The organism is Nonomuraea sp. B1E8, assembly GCF_039871515.1.
Lineage (GTDB): Bacteria > Actinomycetota > Actinomycetes > Streptosporangiales > Streptosporangiaceae > Nonomuraea.
In genome coordinates, this window is sequence record NZ_JBDPLS010000006.1 from 320,375 (window position 1) to 345,171 (window position 24,797).

The following is a 24,797-nucleotide window of genomic DNA, read 5'->3' on the forward strand; positions in this document are numbered from 1 at the left end:
CCCGTTCTGACGGCCTTGCGCCCTACCAGTCTTGACCAGGAGGGATAATCAGGAACATGCGCCTTTCCGCTCGTGTCGACTACGCCCTCCGCGCCGCCGCCGAACTCGCCGCAGCCGGTGCCGGCCCGACTACTGTGGGCGAGCTCGCCAAAGAGCAGGACATGCCCCCCAAATATCTGGAGAACATCCTGCTGCAGATGCGCCGCGCCGGGTTGGTGCGCGGGCAGCGGGGGCCGGAGGGCGGTTATGTGCTGGCCCGCGCGGCTGCCGAGATCTCCCTGGCCGACGTGATCAGGGCGGTGGACGGCCCGCTCGCCAACGTGCGCGGCGAGCGGCCCGAGCACGTCGGCTACCGCGGGCCCGCGGAGTCGCTGCAGCAGGTGTGGATCGCGCTGCGGGCCACCGAACGCTCCATCCTGGAGGAGGTCACGCTGGAGCAGGTCGCCTCCGGCACGCTGCCCGAGCGCATCCGGCTGCTCGCCTCCGACCCCGCCGCCTGGGACTGACCGCTCACCCAGGCCCGCCCCCCTCAACCCGACGCGCCGCATCAAGCCCGCAGGCGACCCGCCGCCTCGACTGACCACCCGCGTCAGGCGCGCAGCCGGCTCGCCGTCCAGAACAACGCCAGCGCGGCCAGTTCGGCCACGGCCGCGGCGGCGGGCAGCCAGCCGCTGCCGTGGGCGTCGAGCACGAGCCCGCCGAGCGCGCCGCCACCCGACACCCCGGCATAGACGGCGCTGCTGTTGAGCGCGAGCGCCTGCGGCGCGGCGGGGCCCGCCATCGCGAGCAGCCGGGTCTGGGCGGGCGGCGGGATCCACCACGACACGGCCGCCCACACCATCAGCAAGGGCAGGAGCGCGAGCAGCGTCATCGGCCGCAGAAGCCAGCAGGCGGTGAACGCCGCCATCACCGCCGTGAACCCGGCGATCCCGGCCATCAGCACCCGGTCCGCGCCCCACCGGTCGGCGGCGCGCCCGCCGAGCTGACCGCCCACCAGCCCGGCCAGCCCGGCCACGGCGAAGACCCAGCCCAGCTCGGCGGGCCCGGCCCCGGCCAGATCCCGCAGGAACGGCGCGAGGTACGTCATCAGCATCATGCTGCCCAGCACGATGGCCACGATCCCGAGCAGGCCGGCCAGCACCCGGGGCCGGGCCAGCGGGGCCAGCCGGCGTCCCATGGGCATGGCCTCCCCCGGCGGCGGCTCGGGCAGCGTGAGCCTGGTCGCCACGAGCGCGGCGAGCCCCAGCAGCCCGCCGACCCCGAACGTGGCCGGCCAGCCGAACGCGCCACCCACCCAGGTGCCGATGGGCACGCCCAGCATCAGGGAGCCGGTCAGCCCGCCCATCACGAGAGCCAGGTAGCGTCCCTGGCGCCCTTCCGGGGCCATGGAGGTCGCGATGGCGTACGCGGCCGGCACGACGGCCGCCGCGGCGAGCGCCGCCAGCACCCGCAGGCCCATGAGCAAGGCGTACGAGCCGGCGAACGCGGCCGCCCAGTTGGCGGCCACGAACAGCGCCAGGGCGCCGGTGATCAGCCCGCGCCTCGGCCAGGTGGCGGTCACCACGGAGGCCACGGGCGCCCCCAGCGCGAACGCCAGGGAGAACACGGTGACCAGCTGCCCCCCGGCCGCCTCGCTGACGCCGAGGTCGGCGGAGATGGCCGGCAGCACGCCCGCGATCACGTAGTCGTCGGTGGCGAAGGCGAACGTGGTGAACGCCAGCGCGAGCAGCCATGCGGGCACGCGGGCACGCTGCCGCACGTCAACGGACATGGGGATCCCCTTGATAAAGGTAACAGTTGTTTCCCGGATAAGGTAACAGCTGTCACCTCGATGACGTCAAAGGGATATCAGCCCATGGCCAGGACCGCCGACCCCAACCGCCGCGCCGAGCTGCTCGACCGGATCGTCGACTATCTGGCGGGACACGGCCTCTCGACGCTCTCGATGCGGCCGCTGGCCGAGCATCTGGGCAAGTCCACGCGCGTGCTGACACACCACTTCGCCGACAAGGACGAGCTCCTCTCGGCCACCATGGAGCGCCTGGACGAGCGACACCGCGCCTGGCTGCGCTCGTTGCCCGGCTGGGCGGGCTCCGACAGCGTGGGCACGATCATCCGCCGCACCTGGGACTGGCAGTCCTCGGAGGACAACCTCCCCATCGCGCGGCTCGTCCACGAGATCGAGGGCCTGGCGGCGGGCGGGCGTCTGCGGGGTCACGTCCCGCGGCTGCTGACGGACCGGTCGGAGTTCGTGGCGGGGCTGCTGCGCGAGCGGGGCGTGCCCGAGGCCCACGCGCTGCGCATCTCCACGCTGGCCAACTCGGCGTACACCGGGTTGCAGATCGACCTGCTCACCACCGGCGACCGCGAACGTGTCGAAGAGGCCCTGGACCAGCTCTGCGCCCTGGTGGACGAGTGGGTCGCTACATACGGGTGAACCAGCCGGGCCATCGGCCAGCGTGCGGACGGGCCGGCCCGCGGCGTCCATCAGGACGACGTCGGTGTCGCCGAGGGCGCGGAACGAAGGCTTCCTAGACTGGAAGGATGCCTGAAGGAGATGCCGTCCATCGTACGGCCGGCCGTCTGCGAGGCGCCCTGGACGGGCACGTGCTCACCAGGTCGGACTTCCGCGTGCCCAGGCACGCCACCGCCGACCTGACCGGGCGCGCCGTCGTCACCACGGTGTCGCGGGGCAAGCACCTGCTCACCCGCGTGGAGGGCGACCTGACCGTGCACACCCACCTGCGGATGGACGGGAGCTGGGTGGTGACACCGGCGGGGCGGCGCACCCCGCCCGGCGACCTGGTCAGGCTGGTTCTGGCCAACGAGCGCTGGCAGGCGGTGGGGCTCAGGCTCGGCATGGTGGATCTCGTCAGGACGGATGAGGAGGCACGTCTGGTCGGGCACCTCGGCCCGGACCTGCTGGGGCCGGACTGGGATCCGGATGAGGCCGCACGGAGACTGCGAGCGGAGCCCGGCAGAGCCATCGGGGAGGCGCTGCTCGATCAGCGCAACCTGGCCGGGATCGGCACGATCTATCGAGCCGAGACCCTGTTCCTGCGCGGGATCTGGCCGTGGCGAACGGTCGGGGAGGTCGAGGATCTGGAAGGGCTCGTGTCACTGGCGCAGCGGATCATGGCCGCCAACGCACATCATCGATCTCCTGCGGGCACGGTGACCACAGGTGACCGCCGCCCGGCGAACCGGACGTGGGTCTACGGCAGGGCGGGGAGGCCCTGTCGCCGATGCGGCACCCGCATCAGCCGCGGGGAGATGGGGACAGGCCCACAGGAGCGGCTGATCCTGTGGTGTGCCGGCTGCCAACCGCGTTAGGCGGCCACCATGTCCTTGACTTCGGGGAACACGGACTCGGGGATCGATCCGGGGACCGACTCCGACAGGGGCAGACGCTCGTGCTCGGGCACGTCGGCAAGCACGGGGGCAGCCTGAAGCTCCGCCAGCGCGAACTGATCGGAAACTTCACGCAACACCTGCGAAAGGGGCACGCCGAGTGCGCCGCAAATGGATGCGAGCAGCTCGGACGAGGCTTCCTTCTGCCCGCGCTCCACCTCGGACAAGTAGCCGAGCGAAACACGTGCGAGGGTGGACACCTCGCGCAGCGTGCGTCCCTGCCGCACCCGCAACCGCCTCAGCACGTCGCCGAGCAGCTGACGCAGCAGAATCATCTGTCGCTCCCTCCCCGGCGCGGATGTCTTCACCACGCCCCGCGCGATCGGTTCGTGCCGAACATTGCTCTTCTTCGCTTCGTACATGCTCCTCGCCGTCATCACTGGGCGCGGCCGGCCAGGGACCGCCGCTCGTGGTGCGTCGCTCGACTCATCAGGCCCGCCTGCCGGGCGCTCGGTGCTTGCAGTTGGCTCACGGACCTCACTCACAGCTCCACCGTACCCGTATCCACCGACACAGCGTCAGACCGTGCGTCGGATGTTCGCTCGGGACGTAACACAGTAATCACCCGGAATGTTCCCCTATGTTCGCCTTCAGCACACCTGCCAGGAGATCAACCGCCTCGTCCACCGTCTCTACCCTGATACGTTCGCGCGACCCCCGCAGGGTCAACGTCCGGGCCGAAATGTGCCCGCCAGGCCCGCAGACGGCCACGTGGACGGTGCCGACGGGCCGTCCGTCCTGGGGCTCGGGCCCCGCCACCCCGGTCACCGCCAGCCCGTACGTGGCCCCGCACACCCGCGCGACCCCCGCCGCCATGGCAGCGGCCACCTCGGGATGCACGGCCCCCTCCCGGCGCAGCAGATCGCCGGGCACGCCCAGCAACTCCCGCTTGAGATCGGTGGCGTAGGAGATCACCCCGCCCACGAACGCCTCGGAGGCGCCCGAGACGGACGTGATGGCAGCCCCGATGAGCCCGCCGGTCAGCGACTCGGCCACGGCTACCGTGGCATTCTGGGCCACCAGCAATCTCAGGACCTCGGCCGCGTCCGCCATCGGTCGATCACTCCCCGCGCGCTCGCTCGGCCACCATGCGCAGCCGGATCGCCCTGACGACATAGTCGACGCCCGTGCCCACCGTGACGACCACCGCCGCCCCCATCACCACCCATCTGACGGGATCCGGCACGAACGGCAGCAGATAGAGCACGATGGCGGCGATCTGCAGCACGGTCTTGACCTTGCCACCGTAGCTGGCCGGGATGACGGCGTGCCGCAGCAGCACGAACCTGAGCGCCGTGATGCCCAGCTCCCTGCCGAGGATCACGACCGTGACCCACCACGGCAGCTCGCCGAGGATCGACAGGCACACCAGGGCCGCGCCGGTGAGCGCCTTGTCGGCGATCGGGTCGGCGATCTTGCCGAAGTCGGTGATGAGGCCGTAGCGCCGGGCCAGCTCGCCGTCGAGATGGTCGGTGATCGAAGCGACCGCGAAGACCGCCAGCGCGGCGATCCGCCAGCCCGTGCCCGGCATGAACAGGCAGACGACGAAGAAAGGGACGAGCACCAACCGGAGGACCGTGAGGACGTTGGCGATGTTCCACGGGCTTACCACGCGGCGCTCGTCCCTTTTCATGGACTGGCCTTGATGCGCGCGATCAGATCGACCCCCTCGGCGTCGACCACGACCGCGCGCACGATCTCTCCCCGGACCAGGCCGATGCCCTGCACCGTGACCGAGCCGTCGACTTCGGGGCCCTGGTGGGCGGCCCGGCCCTCGTAGCCGCCGTCGCCCAGGTCGTCGTCGATCAGCACGTCGACCTCGGTGCCGATGCGCTCCTCAGCACGTTGCGCGGTCAGCTCCTCGGCCAGCTCGGTGAGCGCCCGCACGCGCTCGTCGACGACCTCCTGAGGAAGCTTGCCCGGCAGCTGGGCCGCCTCGGTGCCGTCTTCGTCGGAATAGCCGAACACGCCGATCACGTCGAGCCTGGCGGCCTCCAGGAAGGCGACCAGCTCGCCGAACTCCTCCTCGGTCTCGCCGGGGAAACCCACGATGAAGTTGGAGCGCACGCCCGCCTCAGGGGCGCGCTCACGGATGGTCTCCAGCAGCCCGAGAAAGCGCTGGGGATCGCCGAAGCGGCGCATGCGGCGCAGGACGGAGCCGCTGGCGTGCTGGAAGGACAGGTCGAAGTAGTCGGCGACGCCGTCGGTGCCGGTGATCACGTCGATCAGGCCGGGACGGAGCTCCGCCGGCTGGAGATAGCTGACCCGCACCCGCTCGACGCCCTCGACGGCCGCGAGCTCGGGCAGCAGTTTCTCCAGCGCCCGCAGGTCGCCCAGGTCCTTGCCGTAGGACGTGGAGTTCTCGCTGACCAGGACGAGCTCGCGCACGCCCCGGTGGGCCAGCCAGTCGGCCTCGGCCAGCAGATCTTCCGGCTTGCGCGAGACGTAGGAGCCGCGGAAGGCGGGGATGGCGCAGAACGTGCAGCGCCGGTCACAACCCGAGGCCAGCTTGAGCGAGCCGACCGGGCTCTCGTCGAGCCGCTTGCGCAGCACGCGCGGGCCGCTCGCGGGCGCCAGGCCCGCGGGCAGGTCACCGTGGCCGGGAATGTTGGGCCTGGGCGCGCTGGCACGGTCCACCGGCGATATGGGCAGCAGGGTGCGGCGGTCGCGTGGTGTGTGCGGCTTGAGCGACCGGCCGGCGACCACGTCGTCGAGGCGGTCGCCGATCTCGGCGTAGTCGTCGAAAGAGATCACCGCGCTGGCCTCGGGCAGCGCGTCGGCCAGCTCGCCTCCGTAACGCTCGGCCATGCAGCCCGCCGCCACCACCCTCGCACCGGAGTCGGCGGCGGCCAGCAGCGTGTCGATGGAGTCTTTCTTGGCCGACTCGATGAAGCCACAGGTGTTGACGACGACGACATCGGGGTCGTCGTCGCCCAGCTGCCAACCGGCAGCCTCGAGTCGCGCGGCCAGCTCCTCGGAGTCGACCTCGTTGCGCGCGCAGCCCAGAGTGATCAGCGATGCGGTTCGGCGGGATGACATGGTGAACACTACGGTATCGGGAGTTGGCCACCACCCGATGCACTGGCTCCCCCAGGTGACTCACGCGTGACTATCGCGCCTGGGTTTTCGGCGGGCCGAACGAACGCCGCACCGTCTCCCCCGCTTCGCCGAGCCCTGTCACTTTCTTGCCGTTGACCTGCACCGACACGGCTCCGGCGTCGGCGATGAGCACGTTGACCTTGCCCTCGGCCCGCCAGGTCGACGTCTTTCCCGCTTTGAGCGTCCCCGCGAACAGCTTGCGGCCCTCGGCGTCGCGCACGTTCACGTACGACGACCGATTGGCTTTGATCCGGAGCGTCACCATGCCCTTCTTGGCGGCCCTGACGCGCGGCGTCTCGGTGATGGGCGTGTTGGGCGGAACGCTGGGCTTGGCCGACGCCGCGCGCACGTCGGCCGTGCGCACCTGGTCGCTCGCGTCGCCCAGCACCCGCATCAGGCCGAACACCATCACGATCGCCAGCGCCACCCCCAGCGCCGCCGTCCAGTTGGGCCCCCGCCGCTCCGGCAGGTTGATCTTGCGGTCGGCCTGGAACACGGCCGACGCGGCCACCGGTTCGGGTGCGCCTCCATGCTGCTGGTCGAAAAGGTGGACGGTGGACTCGGGGTCGAGCCCCACTGCCTGGGCCACGGCCCTGATGTGCCCCCTGGCGTAGAAGTCACCGCCGCATTGGCCGTAATCATCCTGCTCCATGTGATGGATGATCGTCTCGCGAATATTGGTGGCCGCGCTGACCTGCGCGACCGTCATCCCAGCCGACTGCCTGGCGGCCGTCAGCACGGCCCCGATGCTCTGATCCTGCACAGCGAACGCCTCCCCATGGCGCCTGGACTAACCACCACGACGTTGCGTAGTGGTTCATATTCAACCAGTTACCGCTGGGCATGCACGCATTGGGGTCATTCGCCACGCAGGTCGGCCAGCAATCCCGGCAGATCATCCGGTTTCACCAGCACTTCTCGCGCCTTGGATCCTTCGCTCGGACCGACCACGTTGCGGCTCTCGAGCAGGTCCATCAGCCGCCCGGCCTTGGCGAACCCGACGCGCAGCTTGCGCTGCAACATCGAGGTGGAGCCGAACTGGGTGGTGACGATCAGCTCGGCCGCCTGGATCAGCAGGTCGAGGTCGTCGCCGATGTCCTCGTCGATCTCCCGTTTGACCGGCGCGGCGGCGACGTCCTCGCGATATTCGGCCTGCATCTGCGCCTTGCAGTACGCGACGACCTCGGCGATCTCCTTCTCCGAGACGAACGCGTTCTGGATGCGGATCGGCTTGCTCGCGCCCATCGGCAGGAACAGCGCGTCACCCTGGCCGACCAGCTTGTCGGCGCCCGGCTGGTCGAGGATGACCCGCGAGTCGGTGAGGCTCGACACCGCGAAGGCCAGCCTGGACGGCACGTTGGCCTTGATGAGGCCGGTGACCACGTCGACCGACGGCCGCTGTGTGGCGATCACCAGGTGGATGCCCGCCGCGCGGGCGAGCTGGGTGATGCGCACGATCGAGTCCTCGACGTCGCGCGGGGCCACCATCATCAGGTCGGCCAGCTCGTCCACGATCACCAGCAGGTACGGGTACGGCTGGTAGACCCGCTCGCTGCCCGGAGGCGGCTGCAACTTGCCCGCCCGCACGGCCTTGTTGAACTCGTCGACGTGCCGGAACCCCGACGCGGCTAGGTCGTCGTAGCGCCGGTCCATCTCACCGACCACCCATTCGAGGGCTTCGGCGGCCTTCTTCGGGTTGGTGATGATCGGCGTGATCAGGTGAGGGATGCCCTCGTAGACGCTCAGCTCGACCCGTTTGGGGTCGACCAGCACCATGCGCACCTCGTCGGGCGTGGCCCGCATCAGGACGCTGGTGATCAGCCCGTTGACGCAGACCGACTTACCGGCGCCGGTCGCGCCCGCGATGAGCAGGTGGGGCATCTTGGCGAGGTTGGCGACGATGGTGCGGCCCTCGACGTCTTTGCCCAGGCCGACGATCATCGGGTGGTGGTCGGCCTGCGCCACCTGGGAGCGCAGCACGTCGCCCAGCGCCACCAGGTCCTTGTCGGCGTTCGGGATCTCGACCCCGATCGCCGACTTGCCCGGGATAGGGGACAAAATCCTGACATCTGCGGATTTGACGGCGTACGCGATGTTCTTGGTGAGCGCCGTGACCTTCTCCACCTTGACCGCGGGCCCCAGCTCGATCTCGTAGCGGGTCACGGTCGGCCCCCGGGTGAACCCGATGACCTGCGCGTCGATACTGAACTGCTCCAGCACGCTGGTCAACGCGTTGACCACGGTCGTGTTGGCCTTGGTCTGCGGTTTCGGCGCCGTGCCCGGCTTGAGGTGCTGCAGGTCGGGCAGGCTGTAAGGACCCGCCTGCGGCGACAGGACGAGCTGCTCCACCTTGCGCGGCGCCGGCGTCGGCTCGGGAGGCTCCGGCTTGCGCTCCAGGTCGGGCGCGGGCGCCGATTCCTCATCCGTCAGGCCCGGCACGATCTCCGGGGAGTGGTCGGCGTGTTTGTCCTTCTCGGCCAGCACGGGCGTGTCGTACGGCTTGACGAGGTCGCCGCCCTCGCCGTCCTCCGCCTTCCTGGGCTTGGACCGCTTCTTGGCGGATGTCCTGGACGGCGAGCCCTTGGGCTCGGCGTCGGCCTGCCGCTCGAACAGCAGGTGTTTGAGCTCGGCCAGCCGCTCGGGAACGCGGTGCACGGGGGTGGCGGTGATCACCAGCACGCCGAACCCCGACAGGATGAGCAACAGCGGGATCGTGATCCAGGGCGGCAGGATGCTCATCGGCGGCGCCGCCACGATGAACCCGACCATGCCCCCGGCCTGCGACACCTTGTCCATGCCCTGGCCCTCGCCCGCCGGGTAGGGGGTGCCGTTGGCCACGTGGATGACGCCGAGCACGCCGATCAGCAGGGCGGCCCACCCGATCACCATGCGCCCGGTGTCGGCGTTCTGGTCGGGATGGCGCAGGTAGCGCCAGGCCAGCAGGCCGAGCAGCAGCGGCAGCGCCCAGGCCAGCGAGCCGAACACGCCGCGCGCGGCCGCGTTCACCACGCCGGAGACCGCGCCGTCGGAGTTGCGCCACGTCATGGCCGCGACCACGATGGCGGCCCCGAGCACCGCCAGCCCCACCCCGTCGCGGCGGTGCGCCGGATCGAGCTCGCGGGCGTTCTTGCCCAGCGCGCGGGCGGTGCTGCCGATGCCGTTGGCGACCAGCATCCACAACCCGACGATCAGCTTGCCGATCATCGTGAAGACCCAGCTGATCGGGTCCTGGTGGGTCACGGAAGGCTTGCGGCCGGTGGCGGATCCCTTAGCCCTGGACCGTCCCGCCGACGAGCCCCCGCGCTTGGCGGAGGTCGAGCGAGACGAGGTCGACCGCTTCGCCGGCCCCTTCGATGCGCTTTTCGGCGTACGGGTGGCCATGATGCCAAAGGTACGTCGGAGACACCGCGGAACGCGCGGAGGCTCGCCGGTGTCATGACATTCCGGCACCTCAAAACCGGCAGAGTCCTTTCCCCGCATGGGGATCATCGACAACCGTAGGTGGCGACGCCGCCGGTCTGCCACTCTGTGAGTGACCAAGGTGCCACATCGAGTGATGTTCTAGGACGCAGAGTGGACACGACCCGGGTGTCGAGCACGGCCTTCGACGGCACACCCCATGCTCCGGCCCACGCGCGCAAGTTCGTCCGTCAGGTCCTCGGCGAGTGGCATCTGAGCCACCTCGCCGAGGACGCCGTGCTGCTGACCAGCGAGCTCGTCACCAACGCCGTCGTGCACGCGGGCACCGGGATCGAGCTGACGTGCCGTCTCGACGCGGACGCCGGCCCGGCGAAGCTGGAGATCGAAGTCGACGACCACCTGCCCGAGCGGACGATCGACGAGGCCGGCGTCATGCCCGACGTGACCCTCACGGACGAGGTGCGGCCGTCCGGGCGTGGGCTCGCGCTCGCGGGCATGCTGGCCGATGCCTGGGGCGTCACGTACACGAGGACCGCCAAGCGTGTCTGGGTGCGCCTGGAGCTCGCGGACGGCGGCGACGGGCAGGAGACCGTGACCGGCCCGCCGGTCCCGGCCCCCGCCGCCATCGACACCCTGCACGTCGGCGTGGTGGTCACCGACGGCGACGGGCTCGTACGGTCGTGGAACTCCGAGGCGCGGCAGCTGCTCGGCTGGCGTCCCGAGCAGGCGATCGGCCGGCCGCTGGCCGACCTGGTGGCCTGGCGCGGCCACGGCCCGTACGCGCTGTCGCTGACCGACACGCTCGGCCTGGGCCGCTGGCGGGGCGAGGCGCGCATGCGGCACGCCGACGGCAGGCTGGTGCCCGTCTACGTCTCCCACCTGCGCACCGATGGGCGTGCGCGGGATCGCCGGTCGATCTGGATGGTGGTGGCGGGCGACCACCGCTACGTCCTGACGCCGCCGCCCGCGCCGCGCAGGGAGGCGGGCCGGCGTATCAAGGACCTGCTCGACCAGGACATGCCGTTCCCGGAGCTGCTCGACACGATCGCCGGGATCGTGCAGATGTCCAGCGGCGGCGACGCCGCGTACGTGTTGCTTCCCACGGAGGGCGGCAGCAGGTTCGGCGTGGCGGCGGGCGCGGGCGCGACGGCGGGGCTGGTGGGGGTGCTGGCCACCGGCGTGTTCGGCGCCGAGCGCAAGACGCCCACGATGATCGAGGACCTGCTGGCCGGTGACGTCGAGCTGGCCGAGCAGCTGCGCGCCCGCTCGCTGGCGTGCGCGCCGCTGCTCCTGGCCGGCGAGGTGACCGGCTACCTCGCCGTGACGGCGGAGCAGCCCGGCCACTTCGACCAGGAGCTCACGGTGAGCCTGCAGCACATCGCCGACCAGGTCGCGATGCCGGTGCAGCGCGCGCGGCTGGCCGAGCAGGACCGCGCGCACCGGGGCCGGCTGTCTTTCCTGGCCGAGGCGGGCGAGCTGCTGGCGGGCGTGCACGACGAGGAGCTCATCGCGGCGCTGACCGCGCAGCTCGTCGTCCCCAAGATCGCGACCTGGGCGGCCGTCTACCTGACCGACCTCGCGGGCATGACCAGGCTCGCCCACGTCTGGCACAGCGAGGAACGCCACAACGCCGACCTGCGCAAGTCGTTGCCCGCCGTCCCCCGCACCGCGCTCGACGAGGTGAGCTGGCCCGCCGGCCCGGAGGCGGTGCTGGCCTTCCCGCTGCTCACCCAGGGCAGGTCGCACGGCGCGCTGGTGATCGGCCGCGCGGAGCCGACGCTGCCGCTGGAGGTGGCCGACCTGCTGGCCGACCTGTGCCGCCTGGTGGCGCTCAACCTGCACACCGCGATGCTCTACGCCCGGCAGGCCACCACGTCGCGGGTGCTGCAGCGCAGCCTGCTGCCGATGCGCGTGGCACCCATGCCCGGCCTGGACAGCGCCGTCGTCTACGAGCCCGCAGAAGAGGGCGCGGACGTCGGCGGCGACTTCTACGACCTGTTCACGGTGGGCGACCACTGGTGCTTCGCGCTGGGCGACGTGTGCGGCAGCGGCCCGGAGGCGGCCGCGGTGACCGGGCTGGCCCGCCACGCCGTACGCCTGCTGGCCAAGGAGCACTACACGGTGGCCGACATCTTCGACCGGCTCAACCAGGCGCTGCTGGAGGAGGACGACGAGGGCAGGTTCCTCAGCCTGCTGTGCGGCGAGCTGACCCCGCTCCCGCAGGGCGGCGCGCTGTGCACGATCGCCTCGGCGGGGCATCCACCGCCGCTGGTGCTCCGCGCGGACGGCCTGGTCGAGGCGGTGGCGACGCCCCAGCTGCTGCTGGGCATCGAGGCCGGCGCCAGGTTCTACGTCGAGACGTTCGAGCTGGCGCCCGAGGAGGTGCTCCTGTGCGTGACCGACGGCGTGACCGAGCGGCGCGACGGCTCCCGGCTGCTGGACGACGGCAACGGGCTCGCCGCGCTGCTCGCGCAGTGCCGGGGGCTGAGCGCCCACGCGGTGGCCGAACGGGTGCGGCACGTGGTCGAGACGTTCGCCCCCGAGCCGTCGCAGGACGACGTGGCCCTGCTGGTGATCAGGGCCGGCGAGCAGGGCCGCCGCCGCCCCGCGCTCGGTCAGGCGAACCGGTAGGTGGTGGACGACGTGCGGATCTCGCCCGGCCGCAGCACGGTGGAGGGGAAGCGCGGCTGGTTGGGCGAGTCGGGGAAGTGCTGGGTCTCCAGGCACAATCCGGCGAACGGCCCGTAGGGCGTCTCAACGCCGTCCAGCATGCTGCCGCTGTAGAACTGCACGCCGGGCTCCGTGGTGGTGACCTCCATGGTGAGCCCGCCGGCGGTCACCCTGATGTCGCCGTCGAGCACGAAGCAGTGGTCGTACGCGCCGTCGTAGCGCTCCCCCACGGCGTGCGGCTCGCTGAAGTCGAACGGCGTGCCCTTGACCGGCGCGAGCTCGCCCGTGGGGATCTTGCCCTCGTCGACCGGCAGGTAGTGCTCCGCCTCCATCTGGATGACGTGGTCGAGCACGTCACCGCTGCCCTTGAGGTTGAAGTAGGAGTGGTTGGTCAGGTTGACCACGGTCGGCGCGTCGCTCTTCATGGAGTAGTCGATCCGGATCGCGCCGTCGGCCAGCGTGTACGTGACCGTGGCGGTCAGCGTGCCCGGATAGCCCTGGTCACCGTCGGGGCTGGTCAGCGCGAGCATCACCGACGAGTCGGTGCGGCCGGCGATGGTCCACACCCTGCGGTCGAAGCCGTCGGTGCCGCCGTGCAGGCTGTGGGCGCCGTTGTTGATCGGCAGGTGATGTTCGACGCCGTCCAGGGTGAAGCGCCCGTTCGCGATGCGGTTGCCGTAGCGGCCGACGACGGCGCCGAAGTAGCGGCTGCGGGTGAGGTAGTCGTCCAGCGTGTCCAGCCCGAGCACGACGTTCACCCCGGACACCTCCAGGGAGCGCAGGATGGCGCCGTAGGTGAGCACCTCGGCGCGCAGCCGCCCCGATGACAGCTCCACGCGCTCGACCTGCTCGCCTGACGGCAGCGTTCCGAAAACCATTTTCACTGGGCCCTTCCCGTGGACTCGCGGACAATGAGGGCGGTGTCGAGGGTCACGGTCGCGCCCTCGCCCCCCGACTGGAGCAGCAGATCGACTGCCATCCTCCCGGCCGCCGCCGCCGGCATGGCCACCGTGGTCAGCTTGGGCCTGTTGAGCCGTCCGGGAAGGATGTCGTCGAACCCGATCACACTTACCTGGTCTGGTACCCCTATCTCCATCGCCGACAGTCCCTCTATGAGGCCAAGCGCGACGAGATCGTTGTAGGCGAGCACCGCGGTCGCCCCGCAGGCGGCCACGTCGGCGGCCACGGCCAGGCCGCCGGCCTCCGTCGGCTGGTTGGGGCCGAAGAAGACCAGGTCCAGGCCTGGTGCCTCGGCGGCCACACCCTGCATCTCGTTGCTGGTCCACGAGCCGATCGGGCCGGACACGAGGGCGATCCTGCGATGGCCGAGCCCGGTGAGGTGCTCCAGCGCGTGCTTGGCGCCCTGGGCGACGTTCATGAGCACGGCGGGCATGCCCTTGATGCGCCGGTTCACCACCGCGAACGGCACGTCCTCGGCCAGGCGCTCGATCATCCGGTTCGACAGCCGGGGGCTGCACAGCAGGACGCCGTCCACCTGCTTGGCGAACGTCCTGATCAGCTCCTCCTCGACCCGCGGGTCCTCGTCCGTGTCGGCCACGAACACGTGGTAGTCACGCCCCCTGGCCTGCGCCTGGGCGGCCTTGATGAGCGGAGGGAAGAACGGGTTGGCGATGTCGGCGACGATGAGGCCCATGTTGAACGTGCGGCCGGTCGTCAGCGCCCTGGCCGCGCGGTTGGGCCGGTAGCCGAGGTCGTCGGCGGCGGCCAGCACGCGGCTCCGGGTGGCGGGGTTGACCAGGTGAGGCGCGGAGAACGCGCGCGACACGGTGGACACGTGGACGCCGCAGGCGCGGGCCACGTCCTTGATCGTCGCCGCCATCGCCGTCCTCCCTTGCAAACGGTTGCCAGACTAAACCTTGACCTTCACGCCAGTGGCCGTCAAGGTTCTTGCAACCGGTTGCTGAGGGCTAAGCGGGGTTCACCAGATGCCGCCGAGTTCGTTGAGCGTGAACACGCCGCCGGCCCGGTCATGCAGCGGCTGCGACAGGTCGGGCTCGCCCTGCTCGGCGATGAGCGCGGCGGCCTGGGCCTCGGAGTCGTCGCGGGAGACGTACCCGATGGCCTTGGCCTCCTCCAGCGACCACCAGCGGCGGGTGTTGTCGGAGACCCCCCAGACCACGTGGTAGCCGGGCGCGGTGAGCCCGGCCTCGACCAGGCGGGTCAGGTCGTCGGGCGAGATCCAGGTGGCAAGCCCGCGCGTGTCGGCCGACGCCTCGTTGCAGGTGCCGAGCCTGATCACGGTCACGTTCATGCCGAACCGGTCGTGGTAGAGGCTCCCCAGCGCCTCCATGACGACCTTGCTCACGCCGTAATAGGTGTCGGGCCGGGGGAAGGCGTAGTCGGGCAGGTCGGCGCCGCCGGCCGGCCTGGTGTGGTATCCCGCCGCGTGGTGGCTGCCCATGAGCACGAGGTGCTCGACGCCCTCGTTGCGCGCCGCCTCCATCAGCACGTGCATGCCCTCGATGTTGGCCCGTACGATGTCGGCCCAGGGCCGCTCCCTGCTCTGGCCTCCCATGTGGAGCACCGCGTCCACGTCCTTCATGGCCTCGGCCATGGCGGCCGGGTCGGCGAGATCGGCCGCCACCCACTCCTCTCCCGGGCCCGGTTCGACGGGATGCAGGTCGGAGAGCCGCAGCGTGCGTCCCTCACGGGCGAGTCGCGGGCGGAGCAGCGTGCCGACTTTCCCCGCGGCCCCTGTCATCAGAATGCGCATGTCCCTTGGTGTACACGATTCTGGGAGAAATTCACATCCTTGAATATTGACCGTGAACGGGATGAGTGATTAAGGTCACAGGCACATATCCATGTGCACGACTCATGTCCACGTATGTGAACGGGAGGCGGTCTGATGTCACGACGTCTGCTCGGGACCGCGATCATCACGTCCCTGGCCGTAACGCTGGCAGGCTGCGGTTCCGGGGGATCAAGCTCAGAAGACAACACCTTGGAAATCTGGATCAGACAAGCGGCTGATTCCGACTCCGCCAAGACCGCGCAGAAGCTCGCCGACGCCTTCACCAAGGCCAGCGGCACGCCCACGAAAGTCGTCGCGATATTCGACGACTTCGAGACCAAGCTGAACCAGCAGGCGGCGCAGAAGCAGCTTCCCGACATCGTCATCAACGACACCGCCCAGATCGGCACCATGCAGTCGCAGGGCTGGCTCCAGGAGGTCGACAAAGCCTCACTCGCGGGCGGCGACCAGGTGTCGGAACTGGCGTGGAAGGCCGCCACGGCCAGTGACGGCAAGATCTACGCGGCTCCGTTCTCCGCCCAGGCGTTCGCGCTGTTCATCCGCAAGGACTGGCGGGAGAAGGTCGGCATGGAGCCGCCCGAGACGTGGGAGGACCTCGCCAAGCTCGCCACCGCCTTCACCGAGAAGGACCCCGACGGCAACGGCAATAAGGACACCAGCGGCTTCGTCATCCCCGCCGGCACCAAGCGCGGCTACGCCTCGTGGTACGCCTCCTCGCTCATCTACGCCAACGGCGGCGACTTCGTCAAGGCCAACGGCCCCGGCACGTTCACCGCCACGATGAACGACCCGAAGACCGTCGAAGCCGTCCAGTACCTCCGGGACCAGTTCTGCACGACCAAGACCGTCAACCCCGGCGCGGTCAGCAACGACACGACCGTCACGCACGAGGTCTTCGAGAAGGGGCAGGGCGGCATCTACCTGACCGGCCCGTACGTGCTGGCCAGGTTCGTCGAGAGCATCGGCAGCGACAAGATCGAGGTCATCCCGGTGCCCAAGGGCCCGTCCGGCGGCCCCGGCACGCTCGGCGAGGGCGAGAACGTCTACCTCATGGCCGGCTCCGAGAACCAGGAGGCGCAGAAGAAGTTCGCCGAGTTCGCCATCTCCGCCGAAGGCCAGCGGATCGGCATGAACAAGGACGCCAACGGCGCCATCGTCCGGCTGCCCGTCAACACCCAGGTCGACATGGCCGCCGAGCGGCAGGACCCGCGGTGGAAGGTGTTCCAGGAGTCGTACGAGCACGCCGTCTACGCCCCGCCGGTGACCAACTGGGCGCCGATCCGCCAGGACTCCGCCGACTCCATCAACGCCGTCTGGGCCGACTGCGGCGCCGATGTCAAAGCCAAGATGGAGGAGCTGAACACCAAGCTCACCCAGGAACTGCAGAGCCAGAAAGCGTCATGACCTCCACACTCACGCCGGCGCGGAGCTCGGCGGCGCCCCCTCACCGCCGCACCAGGGCGGTGCGGTGGCGGGGGCCGGTGATCGCGTGGTTGTTCCTGGCGCCCGCTCTGGTGCTCTTCCTGTACTTCAAGTTCATCCCGATGTTCGTGGGCCTGTGGAAGAGCCTGTTCAAGGTCCAGACGTTCCTCGGTGACGAATGGGTCGGCCTGCAGAACTACCAGACGATCATCTCCGACGACGAGTTCGCCTCGGCCATCTGGCACAGCATCGTGCTGGCGCTCGGCACCACGGTCGGCTCGATCGTGCTGGGGCTCGGTCTCGCGCTGCTCATCGAAGGGCCGGCGCGATACCTGTGGTTCGTCAGGACGGCCGCGTTCCTGCCGGTCGTCACCACGATGGCGGCCGTGGCCGAGGTCTGGCGGATCATGTTCCACCCGGCCGACAGCGGCATGCTCAACATCATCATCGGCTGGGCCGGGATCCATCCGCAGCCCTGGCTGGCCAGCGAGGACTCCTCGCTGTGGTCGATCATGATCATGAGCATCTGGCGCGGCACACCGTACGACATGATGATCTTCCTGGCCGGGCTGGTCGGCGTGGACCGCACGCTCTACGAGGCGGCGGCCGTGGACGGGGCCTCCACCTGGCGCAGGCTGCGGCACATCACGCTGCCGGCGCTGCGTCCGGTGTTCTGGATCCTGTTCACGCTGGCGGCCATCCGCGGGCTGCGGGTGTTCGTCGAGGTGTACGTGCTCACCAACGGCGGCCCGAACGGCTCCTCCGAGGTGCTCATGACCCTGATCTACAAGCTCGGCTTCCAGAAGAACGAGCTGGGCGTCGCCTCGGCGGGCGGGATCGTGTTGTTCGCCGCCACGCTGGCGCTCACGGTGGTCGTGCAGATGTTGCGCAGGAGGCAGACGACATGAGGTTCGACAGCGCTCTGGGCCTGGAGTCGCGCAAGGGTCCCCTGGCCATCGCCGGAAAGACCCTGATTTATGGCCTTATGGTGGTGGTTTTCACCGGGCCGCTGATCGCGCTGCTGATGAGCTCCTTCAGCAAGACCCTCGACCCGACGTCCTTCTCCCTGTGGCCCGACGAGTTCACCCTGGAGAACTTCGTCCAGGCCGGGGAGAAGAACGTCTATCTCTACCTGCTCAACTCGTTCGTGGTCGTGGGCTTCGGGCTGCTGCTGCAGATGCTGGTCAGCGTCTTCGCCGCCTACGCCCTGGCGCGCAAGAAGTTTCGCGGCATGACGTTCGTGATGCTGCTCATGCTCGCCACGATGATGCTCCCCGAGGAGATCATCGCGATCCCCCTCTCGCTCGTCCTGGCCGACATGCCGCTGCTGAACCTCAACCTCATCGGCACCTACGCGGGCATGATCCTGCCCGTCGGCGCCTGGGGCTTCTCCATTCTCGTGATGACGGAGTTCATGAAGGAGGTGCCGGTCGAGCTTGAGGAGGCCGCGCGCATCGACGGCGCGGGCGAGTTGCGCATCTTCGCCACGATCATCGTGCCGCTGTGCCGCCCCGCGCTCGGCGTGATCGGTGTCTTCGGCTTCACCATGATCTGGGACCAGTATCTGCTGCCGTTGATCGTCGCACCGGCGTCCGACATGTGGACACTGCCCATCGCCCTGCGCTCGCTCCGCTCCGACGAGGAGGTGGGGATCGGCGTGCTGCTCGCCGCCTCGCTGCTGGCGCTGCTCCCGTCGATCATCGCGTTCCTGGCTTTCCAGCGGCAGTTCATGCGTGGCCTGACCAGCGGCGCGGTCAAGGGTTAGGCGTCCACGTATATGGACGGTATCCCATATCCTGGATGTTTCAAGCCGCCGAAGGATACGAGATGGGATGAGTATGGAGCCCCAGCTGGTCAAGTCCGCCGAGCGGACGGTACGCATCCTCGAAGCCCTGGCCGACTCGCACCACAGCATGACACTGTCGGAGCTCCAGCAGCGCACCGGATTCCCCCGCAGCAGCCTCCACGCCCTCATGCGGACGCTGGTCGAGCTCAACTGGGTGGAGACCGACTCGGCCAGGTCGGCCTTCGGGATCGGACCGCACGCGCTCCTGACCGGCACCGCGTACCTCGACAAGGACCCCGCGCTGCCCTACGCGCAGGAGACGCTGGAGGACCTCCGGGACGAGATCGGGCAGACCGTGCACTTCGCCCGGCGGGACGGCGCGCACGTGCTCTACCTGGCGACCAGGGAGTCACGCGACGCCGATCACGTGATCCCCCGGGTGGGGCGGCGGCTGCCCGCGCACGTCACGGCGCTCGGACAGGTGCTGCTCGCCCAGCTCACCGACGACGAGGTCATGACACTCCTGCCGGAGCCGCTGATGGGGCTGACCCACCAGACGATCACCGACATGACCAAACTGACCGGTGAACTCGACCAGGTCCGCACGCGGGGCTGGTCGTACGAACGCGAGCAGGGCACGCCCGGTGTGGCCTGCGTGGCCGTCGCGGTCGACTACCGCATCCCGGCCACCGACGCGATCAGCTGCTCCATGCCCGCCGAACTCGGACCCGCCGACGTCGAGCAGATCATCGACGCGGTGATCAAACACACCCGCAAGCTGGCTGCCACTCTTCGCAGGGAGGGCATCCGCTAGAAAGGACTGTTGATGCGGCTAGATGGTGTTCTCTTCTTCCCGGTGACTCCCTTCGGCGCCGACGGCGGCCTCGCCGAACCCGCGCTGGCCCGGCACGTCGCCGCCGGGGTCGCGGCCGGGGCGGGAGGAGTGTTCACCGCGTGCGGCACCGGCGAGTTCAGCGCCCTCGACCTCGACGAGTACACCAGGATCATGGCCGTTTCCGTCAAGGCGGCCGAGGGGCGCGTGCCCGTCTTCGGCGGCGCCGGCGGCCCGCTGCCCGCCGCCAAGGCCATCGCCCGTGCTGCCGCCGCCCAGGGCGCCGACGGGCTGCTGCTCATGCCTCCCTACCTCGTCACCGGCCCCGCCGGCGGCCTGGTCCAGTACGTTCGTGAGGTCGCCGAGGCCGGCGACCTCCCCGTGATCATCTATCAGCGCGGCACCGCCCGCTTCACCCCTGAAGCCGTCGCCGAACTGGCCCAGATGCCCAACGTCATCGGTTTCAAGGACGGGCTCGGCGACTTCGACCTGCTCCAGCGGATCATCCTGACCGTGCGGAAATCGACCGACAAGCCCTTCACGTTCTTCAACGGGCTGCCCACCGCCGAACTGACCGTGCCCGCCTATCGAGGGCTCGGGGTGAACCTGTATTCGAGCGCCGTGTTCGCCTTCGCGCCCGAGATCTCGCTGGCCTTCTACAAGGCGGTGACGGGCGGGGACGAGGTGCTGGCGCAGCGGCTCCTCACCCACTTCTACCTGCCGCTGGTCGAGCTGCGCGACCTCGTGCCCGGCTATGCGGTCTCGCTGGTCAAGGCGGGTGTGCGCATCCGGGGCCTGGAGGTCGGAGGCGTACGGCCGCCGCTGGTGGATCCCTCGCCCGAGCATGTGGCGTCGCTGGAGCGCCTCATCGCCACCGGCCTGCACATCGCCGGCGCCTGACCACCCGCGTCCCGGCCGAGCACCGACGCCATCGCGTTGTCCTTCTGGCTTGCCGAGCCCGAAAGCCGACCGGAGGCAAGGGCGCCCGACGTGGGGCGGTCCCGCGACGACGAGCGGGCCGCCCCACGTCCTGGTCACCTCCGAGGGCTCACCCCTGCAGCCGACCGTCCACCCGGCGCGGAATGGACAGCGGGTTGGCGTCCTTGAGCTCGTCCGGCAGCAGTTCCTCCGGCCAGTCCTGGTACGCCGTGGGCGCCAGCCACCGATCGATGGCCGTGGCGCCGACGGACGTGAACGCCGACGTCGACGCGGGCCACGGACCACCGTGATGCATCGCCCAGCACACGGCCACCCCGGTCGGCCACCCGTTCCAGATGAGCCGGCCCGCCTTCTTGCCGAGCACCTCGGCGACGTCACCCGCGTCGGCGGGGTCGGCGCTGTGAACGGTCGCGGTGAGCGACCCTTCGAGCCGCTCAATCACCGGCGGCAGATCGGAGACATCCCGGTAGGTCACCACGATCGCCGCCGGCCCGAAGCACTCCTCGGCGATGTGCGGGAGCTTCTGCGCGAACGTGTCGAGATCGGTGGTGAACACCTTGGGCGTGACCGCCCAGTGCCCCTCACCGGGCTTGCCCTCGGCCAGCAGCCGCAGCTCGCCCAGCCGCTCGACCCCGCCGAGATAGCCGTCCCTGATGCGCTCGGCCAGCATGGTCCCGCCGCTGGTCCCCTCAACGGCCTCCACGAGGGCCTGCCGCAGCTCGTCGTCGTTCGGCACGAACATGAGCCCGGGGTTCGTACAGAACTGCCCGACGCCCAGCGTCAGCGACCCGGCGAACCCCGTGGCCACTTCCTTGGGGGGCGCCGACGGCAGCACGACCACGGGATTGACGCTTCCCAGCTCGCCGTAGAACGGGATCGGCACCTCCCGCTCATCGATCAGTTTCTGGATCGCCTTGCCCCCGGCCACCGAACCGGTGAACCCTGCCGCGACCACCTTGGGGTGCTTGACCAGGTCGATGCCCGCCTGCATGCCCTGCACCAGCCCCAGCAGATCGGGGTTCGGCAGCGCCTCACGGACGATCTTGGCGACTCGCTCGGAGGTGTTCGGGTGCCCGGGGTGCGCCTTGACGACCACCGGGCACCCGGCGGCCAGCGCGGACGCGGTGTCGCCCCCGGCCACCGAGAACGCGAACGGGAAGTTGCTGGCCGAGAAGACGGCGACGACGCCCTGCAGCGCGTGCTTCATCCGGCGTACGTCGGGCCTCGGCGGCGTCAGGGAGGCATCGGCGTGGTCGATGACGGCCTCCAGGTAGCCGCCGTCTCTGATCACCTGGGCGAACAGCCGGAACTGCCCGGCAGCACGTGCCACCTCACCGCGCAGCCGTACCTCTCCGAGTGCGGTCTCCTGGTCGGCGAGCTGCCACAGCTCGTCCACGTGCGCGGTGAGCGCGTCGGAGACGGCCACGAGCGCGCGCGCCCGCTCCTCCGCGGAGGCCGCCCGCCAGGCGGCGCCGGCGGCGGCCGCGGCGGAAACGGCCACGTCGACCCCGGCGCTGTCGGTCTCGGGCAGTGCGGTACCCACGGTCTCGCCTGTCCTGGGGTCGTGTCCGTAGATCATCGAATGGCCCTTCGGAGTCTTGACACTTCTTCAGCCTGATTCTTACAGTTGCGGCGACTTGTCCACAAATCTGGCTATTGTTCACATACATGGACGGCGGTATCAATGATCATCAGTCAGATCCGCATAACGCCTGTCGCTTTCCGGGATCCGCCCCTTCTGAACGCCGCTGGAGTCCACGAGCCGTGGGCCCTCCGTACCATTGTCGAGGTCGTCACCGACGAAGGTCTGACCGGGTTGGGAGAGACCTATGGGGACTCCGGCCACCTCGGCAAGGTGCGCGAGTGCGCGCAGGCCCTGGTCGGCCTCGACGTGCACGACACCAACACGATGTACGCCCGGATCAGCGCGATCACCGGCGACGTCGTCAGCGACATGCACGGACTGACCGGTGCCGCCACGAAGGAGAAGAGCATCGACCGGGTCTTCTCCCCCTTCGAGGTGGCCTGCCTGGACATCCGCGGCAAGGCCGCCGGCGTGCCGGTCGCGGATCTGCTGGGCGGCAGGGTCAGAGACGCCGTCCCCTACAGCGCGTACCTCTTCTACAAGTGGGCGGGGCACCCGGACGAGGAGCCGGACCGCTTCGGGGCGGCCCTGGACGAAGCGGGTGTCGTCGAGCAGGCCAGGCTGCTCATCAAGGAGTATGGATTCGCGTCCATCAAGCTCAAAGGGGGTGTCTACCCTCCGGACCAGGAGATCGCCGCCGTCCGCGCCCTGCATGAGGCGTTCCCCGGGGTGCCGTTGCGTCTGGACCCCAACGCCGCCTGGACGGTGGAGACCTCGATCCGCGTGGGCCGGGAACTCGAAGGCACCCTCCAGTACCTCGAAGACCCCACTCCCGGCATTCCCGGCATGGCCGAGGTGGCCGCCGCCGTTCCCATGCCGCTCGCCACGAACATGTGCGTGGTGACCCCCGAACACCTCCCGCCCGCCATCGCCTCCCGCGCGATCGGCGTGCTCCTGCTCGACCACCACTACTGGGGCGGCCTGGTCCGTTCCTCGCACATCGCCTCCCTCTGCGACACGTTCGGACTGGAACTGTCCATGCACTCCAACTCCCACCTCGGGATCAGCCTGGCCGCCATGACCCATCTGGCCGCCGCCACCCCGAACCTCACCTTCGCCTGCGACACCCACACCCCCTGGCAGAACGGCCAGGACGTGGTCGCACCAGGCGCCCTGCGCTTCACCGCCGGAGCCGTCCCCGTGCCCGCAGGCCCGGGCCTGGGTGTCGAACTGGACCGCGATGCCCTGGCCCTCATGAGCGAGCAGTACGAGAAATGCGGGATCCGCGCCCGCGACGACACGACATACATGCGGCGCTTCGAGCCCGCCTTCAACGCCAGGAGGCCCCGATGGTGAACGTGGCCTACGTCTACCCGTGGGACGTCGTCGGCGACCCCTCCGCCCCCGAACGCCTCGCCGGCCTGGGCGTGGAGGCGGTCGCGCTGGCGGCCAGCTATCACTCCACCAGGGCCGCCACGCCGTACCACCCCGCACACCGCGTCCTTGACGTGCCCTACCCCGCCTTCTATCTCCCGATCCGCCCGTCATCGTGGTCCCGTCTCGTCCCCGCCTCTCCCACCTGGACTCCCGAGGACGCCTACCTACGGGCCCGGGACACCCTGAAGGCAGCCGGCCTGCAGGTGCACGCCTGGACCGTGCTGACTCACAACTCCCACCTGGGAACCGCCCATCCGGACCTGACCGTCCGTAACGCCTTCGGCGACCCCTACCCGTACGCCCTGTGCCCCGCGCACGAGGACGTCATCGAATACTGCGAGCGCCTGGTCCAGGAGATCCTCACCGTGGGCGAACCCGACGGGCTGATCCTGGAAGCCTGCGGCCCGATGGGCTTCGGCCACCAGAGCGTCCACGAGAAGACGTCCGGCGCCGACTGGACCTCCGCGGACATCGATCTGCTGTCACTCTGCTTCTGCACCGCCTGCGCCGACCGCTATCCCCCGAACACCCGGGACCAGGTCCGCGCCGCCATCGACCGCACCCTTCCCACGGAGACCTCGCCCACGACCATCGACCACGCCCTTCCTGCCGAGACCTCGCACAGGACTATCGACGAGGCTCTCGGCCGGCTTGCCGACGAGGTGCGGGCCGTCCGGGCCGGGCTGTCCACCTCCCTGCGCGAACGCCTCATCACCGTCGCGCGGAGCGCCTCCCCCACCGTCCCCATCACCCTGCACGTCAACCCGGACCCCTGGGCCGCCGGCGCCTTCGCCCCCCTTCCCTCAGGCGAGCCGGGAGCCGACGTGCTGGTGGCCAACTGCTGGGGCGACCCTGCCACGGACGCCGCCCGGCTCACCCGCCTCACGGAGCTGTCCGGCCCAGGCCAGCGAGTGGGCGCCTACGTCCTCGCCCTCCCACCCCGCCCTGCCGACGCGGAAACACTGGCCGACCAGCTCGGGACGTACGCCAAGGCAGGAGCGTCGGAGTTTCACCTCTACCACGCCGGCCTGGCCTCTCCGCAACGCCTGAAAGCCATGAGAGAAGCCTTGCGTCTCCATCGCTAGTCCGCTCGCTCACGGGTGGCGTCCCGCAGAGCGAGATGGCTTCCACCTGCCCGGCCATGCCCCGCGGGTAGGTGACGCCATGCAGCTTTCTCCCCTGCCCAGCTATGTCCGGCAGGTAGGTGACGCACTCCGTGATCGTTGATCCACCACCCGTCAGGGACATCACCAGGTGTCCCTGACCGCCGGACACGGCCTTCCGCAACGCGCGCACACGGCTCCCGCAACCCTCTGCACACGGCCTTCTGCGACGCCCCTCCGTGTCAGGCTCAAGTGGGACACACGGCTCCCGAACCCCGCAACCCTCTGCGCACGGCCTTCGCAGCTCACTGGACATC

At 69.8% G+C, this 24,797-nt stretch carries 22 protein-coding genes; 11 read left to right on the forward strand and 11 right to left on the reverse strand.

Translation table 11 applies throughout. The features are described 5' to 3' along the window. Positions 1-56: 56 nt before the first annotated feature. On the forward strand, positions 57-506 hold the full coding sequence (locus ABGA98_RS22135) for an Rrf2 family transcriptional regulator (RefSeq protein WP_347620262.1): 450 nt from the start codon (positions 57-59) through the stop codon (positions 504-506). Between the two features lie 83 nt (positions 507-589). Here ABGA98_RS22135 and ABGA98_RS22140 read toward each other — a convergent pair whose 3' ends face one another. Next, the gene (locus ABGA98_RS22140) at positions 590-1,771 is read right to left on the reverse strand and encodes an MFS transporter (protein WP_347620263.1); all 1,182 of its coding nucleotides are present in this window, start codon (positions 1,769-1,771) and stop codon (positions 590-592) included. 84 nt (positions 1,772-1,855) lie between these two features. On the opposite strand from ABGA98_RS22140, the gene ABGA98_RS22145 reads away from it, so the two are divergent. Both ABGA98_RS22145 and ABGA98_RS22150 read left to right on the forward strand, forming a co-directional pair. Next, positions 1,856-2,437 carry a TetR/AcrR family transcriptional regulator gene (locus ABGA98_RS22145; protein WP_347620264.1) on the forward strand — a complete coding sequence of 194 codons (582 nt, stop codon included), beginning with the start codon at positions 1,856-1,858 and terminating at the stop codon, positions 2,435-2,437. Between the two features lie 107 nt (positions 2,438-2,544). Then, positions 2,545-3,333 (forward strand): DNA-formamidopyrimidine glycosylase family protein, encoded by a 789-nt coding sequence (locus ABGA98_RS22150; protein ID WP_347620265.1) that lies wholly within the window; start codon positions 2,545-2,547, stop codon positions 3,331-3,333. Here ABGA98_RS22150 and ABGA98_RS22155 read toward each other — a convergent pair. From ABGA98_RS22155 to ABGA98_RS22180, 6 genes are all read right to left on the reverse strand, one after another. Then, positions 3,330-3,686, reverse strand: a complete 357-nt coding sequence (locus ABGA98_RS22155; protein ID WP_132333609.1) for a helix-turn-helix transcriptional regulator — start codon at positions 3,684-3,686, stop codon at positions 3,330-3,332. The genes ABGA98_RS22150 and ABGA98_RS22155 overlap by 4 nt on opposite strands. A gap of 286 nt (positions 3,687-3,972) precedes the next feature. Further along, positions 3,973-4,464 carry a CinA family protein gene (locus ABGA98_RS22160; RefSeq protein ID WP_347620266.1) on the reverse strand — a complete coding sequence of 164 codons (492 nt, stop codon included), beginning with the start codon at positions 4,462-4,464 and terminating at the stop codon, positions 3,973-3,975. Positions 4,465-4,471: 7 nt separating this feature from the next. Beyond that, positions 4,472-5,044, reverse strand: a complete 573-nt coding sequence (gene pgsA / locus ABGA98_RS22165; RefSeq protein WP_347620267.1) for a CDP-diacylglycerol--glycerol-3-phosphate 3-phosphatidyltransferase — start codon at positions 5,042-5,044, stop codon at positions 4,472-4,474. After that, entirely contained in the window at positions 5,041-6,450 is a 1,410-nt protein-coding gene (gene rimO, locus ABGA98_RS22170) for a 30S ribosomal protein S12 methylthiotransferase RimO (RefSeq protein WP_347620268.1), read from the reverse strand. Before rimO ends, pgsA begins: the two co-directional genes overlap by 4 nt. A gap of 70 nt (positions 6,451-6,520) precedes the next feature. After that, entirely contained in the window at positions 6,521-7,273 is a 753-nt protein-coding gene (locus ABGA98_RS22175) for a RodZ domain-containing protein (RefSeq protein ID WP_347620269.1), read from the reverse strand. Between the two features lie 95 nt (positions 7,274-7,368). Then, positions 7,369-9,891, reverse strand: coding sequence for a DNA translocase FtsK (locus ABGA98_RS22180; protein ID WP_347620270.1), 2,523 nt, complete (start codon positions 9,889-9,891; stop codon positions 7,369-7,371). Between the two features lie 192 nt (positions 9,892-10,083). Between ABGA98_RS22180 and ABGA98_RS22185 the strand changes: the two genes are divergently transcribed. Beyond that, positions 10,084-12,561 (forward strand): SpoIIE family protein phosphatase, encoded by a 2,478-nt coding sequence (locus ABGA98_RS22185; protein ID WP_347620271.1) that lies wholly within the window; start codon positions 10,084-10,086, stop codon positions 12,559-12,561. On the opposite strand, the gene ABGA98_RS22190 is transcribed toward ABGA98_RS22185, so the two are convergent. The 3 genes from ABGA98_RS22190 to ABGA98_RS22200 form a co-directional block, all read right to left on the reverse strand. Beyond that, on the reverse strand, positions 12,546-13,478 hold the full coding sequence (locus ABGA98_RS22190; RefSeq protein ID WP_347620272.1) for an aldose epimerase family protein: 933 nt from the start codon (positions 13,476-13,478) through the stop codon (positions 12,546-12,548). The genes ABGA98_RS22185 and ABGA98_RS22190 overlap by 16 nt on opposite strands. A 2-nt stretch (positions 13,479-13,480) precedes the next feature. After that, on the reverse strand, positions 13,481-14,440 hold the full coding sequence (locus tag ABGA98_RS22195) for a LacI family DNA-binding transcriptional regulator (protein WP_347620273.1): 960 nt from the start codon (positions 14,438-14,440) through the stop codon (positions 13,481-13,483). Between the two features lie 99 nt (positions 14,441-14,539). Beyond that, positions 14,540-15,334, reverse strand: a complete 795-nt coding sequence (locus ABGA98_RS22200; protein WP_347620274.1) for an NAD(P)-dependent oxidoreductase — start codon at positions 15,332-15,334, stop codon at positions 14,540-14,542. A gap of 231 nt (positions 15,335-15,565) precedes the next feature. Here ABGA98_RS22200 and ABGA98_RS22205 point away from each other — a divergent pair, with 231 nt between their 5' ends. From ABGA98_RS22205 to ABGA98_RS22225, 5 genes are all read left to right on the forward strand, one after another. Beyond that, positions 15,566-16,780: a sugar ABC transporter substrate-binding protein gene (locus ABGA98_RS22205; protein ID WP_347620275.1), complete on the forward strand. Its 1,215-nt coding sequence runs from the start codon at positions 15,566-15,568 to the stop codon at positions 16,778-16,780. Beyond that, positions 16,777-17,706, forward strand: coding sequence for a sugar ABC transporter permease (locus ABGA98_RS22210; protein WP_347620276.1), 930 nt, complete (start codon positions 16,777-16,779; stop codon positions 17,704-17,706). The genes ABGA98_RS22205 and ABGA98_RS22210 overlap by 4 nt, the downstream gene beginning before the upstream one ends. Continuing rightward, entirely contained in the window at positions 17,703-18,563 is an 861-nt protein-coding gene (locus ABGA98_RS22215; protein ID WP_347620277.1) for a carbohydrate ABC transporter permease, read from the forward strand. The genes ABGA98_RS22210 and ABGA98_RS22215 overlap by 4 nt, the downstream gene beginning before the upstream one ends. A 67-nt stretch (positions 18,564-18,630) precedes the next feature. Continuing rightward, on the forward strand, positions 18,631-19,398 hold the full coding sequence (locus ABGA98_RS22220) for an IclR family transcriptional regulator (RefSeq protein WP_347620278.1): 768 nt from the start codon (positions 18,631-18,633) through the stop codon (positions 19,396-19,398). Positions 19,399-19,410: 12 nt separating this feature from the next. Beyond that, a complete protein-coding gene (locus tag ABGA98_RS22225; RefSeq protein ID WP_347620279.1) occupies positions 19,411-20,316 on the forward strand; it encodes a 5-dehydro-4-deoxyglucarate dehydratase in 906 nt (301 codons plus the stop codon). A gap of 148 nt (positions 20,317-20,464) precedes the next feature. Here the strand turns inward: ABGA98_RS22225 and ABGA98_RS22230 are convergent, their stop codons facing one another. After that, positions 20,465-21,934 carry an aldehyde dehydrogenase (NADP(+)) gene (locus ABGA98_RS22230; protein WP_347620280.1) on the reverse strand — a complete coding sequence of 490 codons (1,470 nt, stop codon included), beginning with the start codon at positions 21,932-21,934 and terminating at the stop codon, positions 20,465-20,467. Between the two features lie 105 nt (positions 21,935-22,039). Between ABGA98_RS22230 and ABGA98_RS22235 the strand changes: the two genes are divergently transcribed. Further along, complete coding sequence (locus ABGA98_RS22235) at positions 22,040-23,296, forward strand: glucarate dehydratase family protein (RefSeq protein ID WP_347620281.1); 1,257 nt, start codon at positions 22,040-22,042, stop codon at positions 23,294-23,296. Next, positions 23,290-24,462: a hypothetical protein gene (locus ABGA98_RS22240; RefSeq protein ID WP_347620282.1), complete on the forward strand. Its 1,173-nt coding sequence runs from the start codon at positions 23,290-23,292 to the stop codon at positions 24,460-24,462. The genes ABGA98_RS22235 and ABGA98_RS22240 overlap by 7 nt, the downstream gene beginning before the upstream one ends. Positions 24,463-24,797 lie beyond the last annotated feature (335 nt).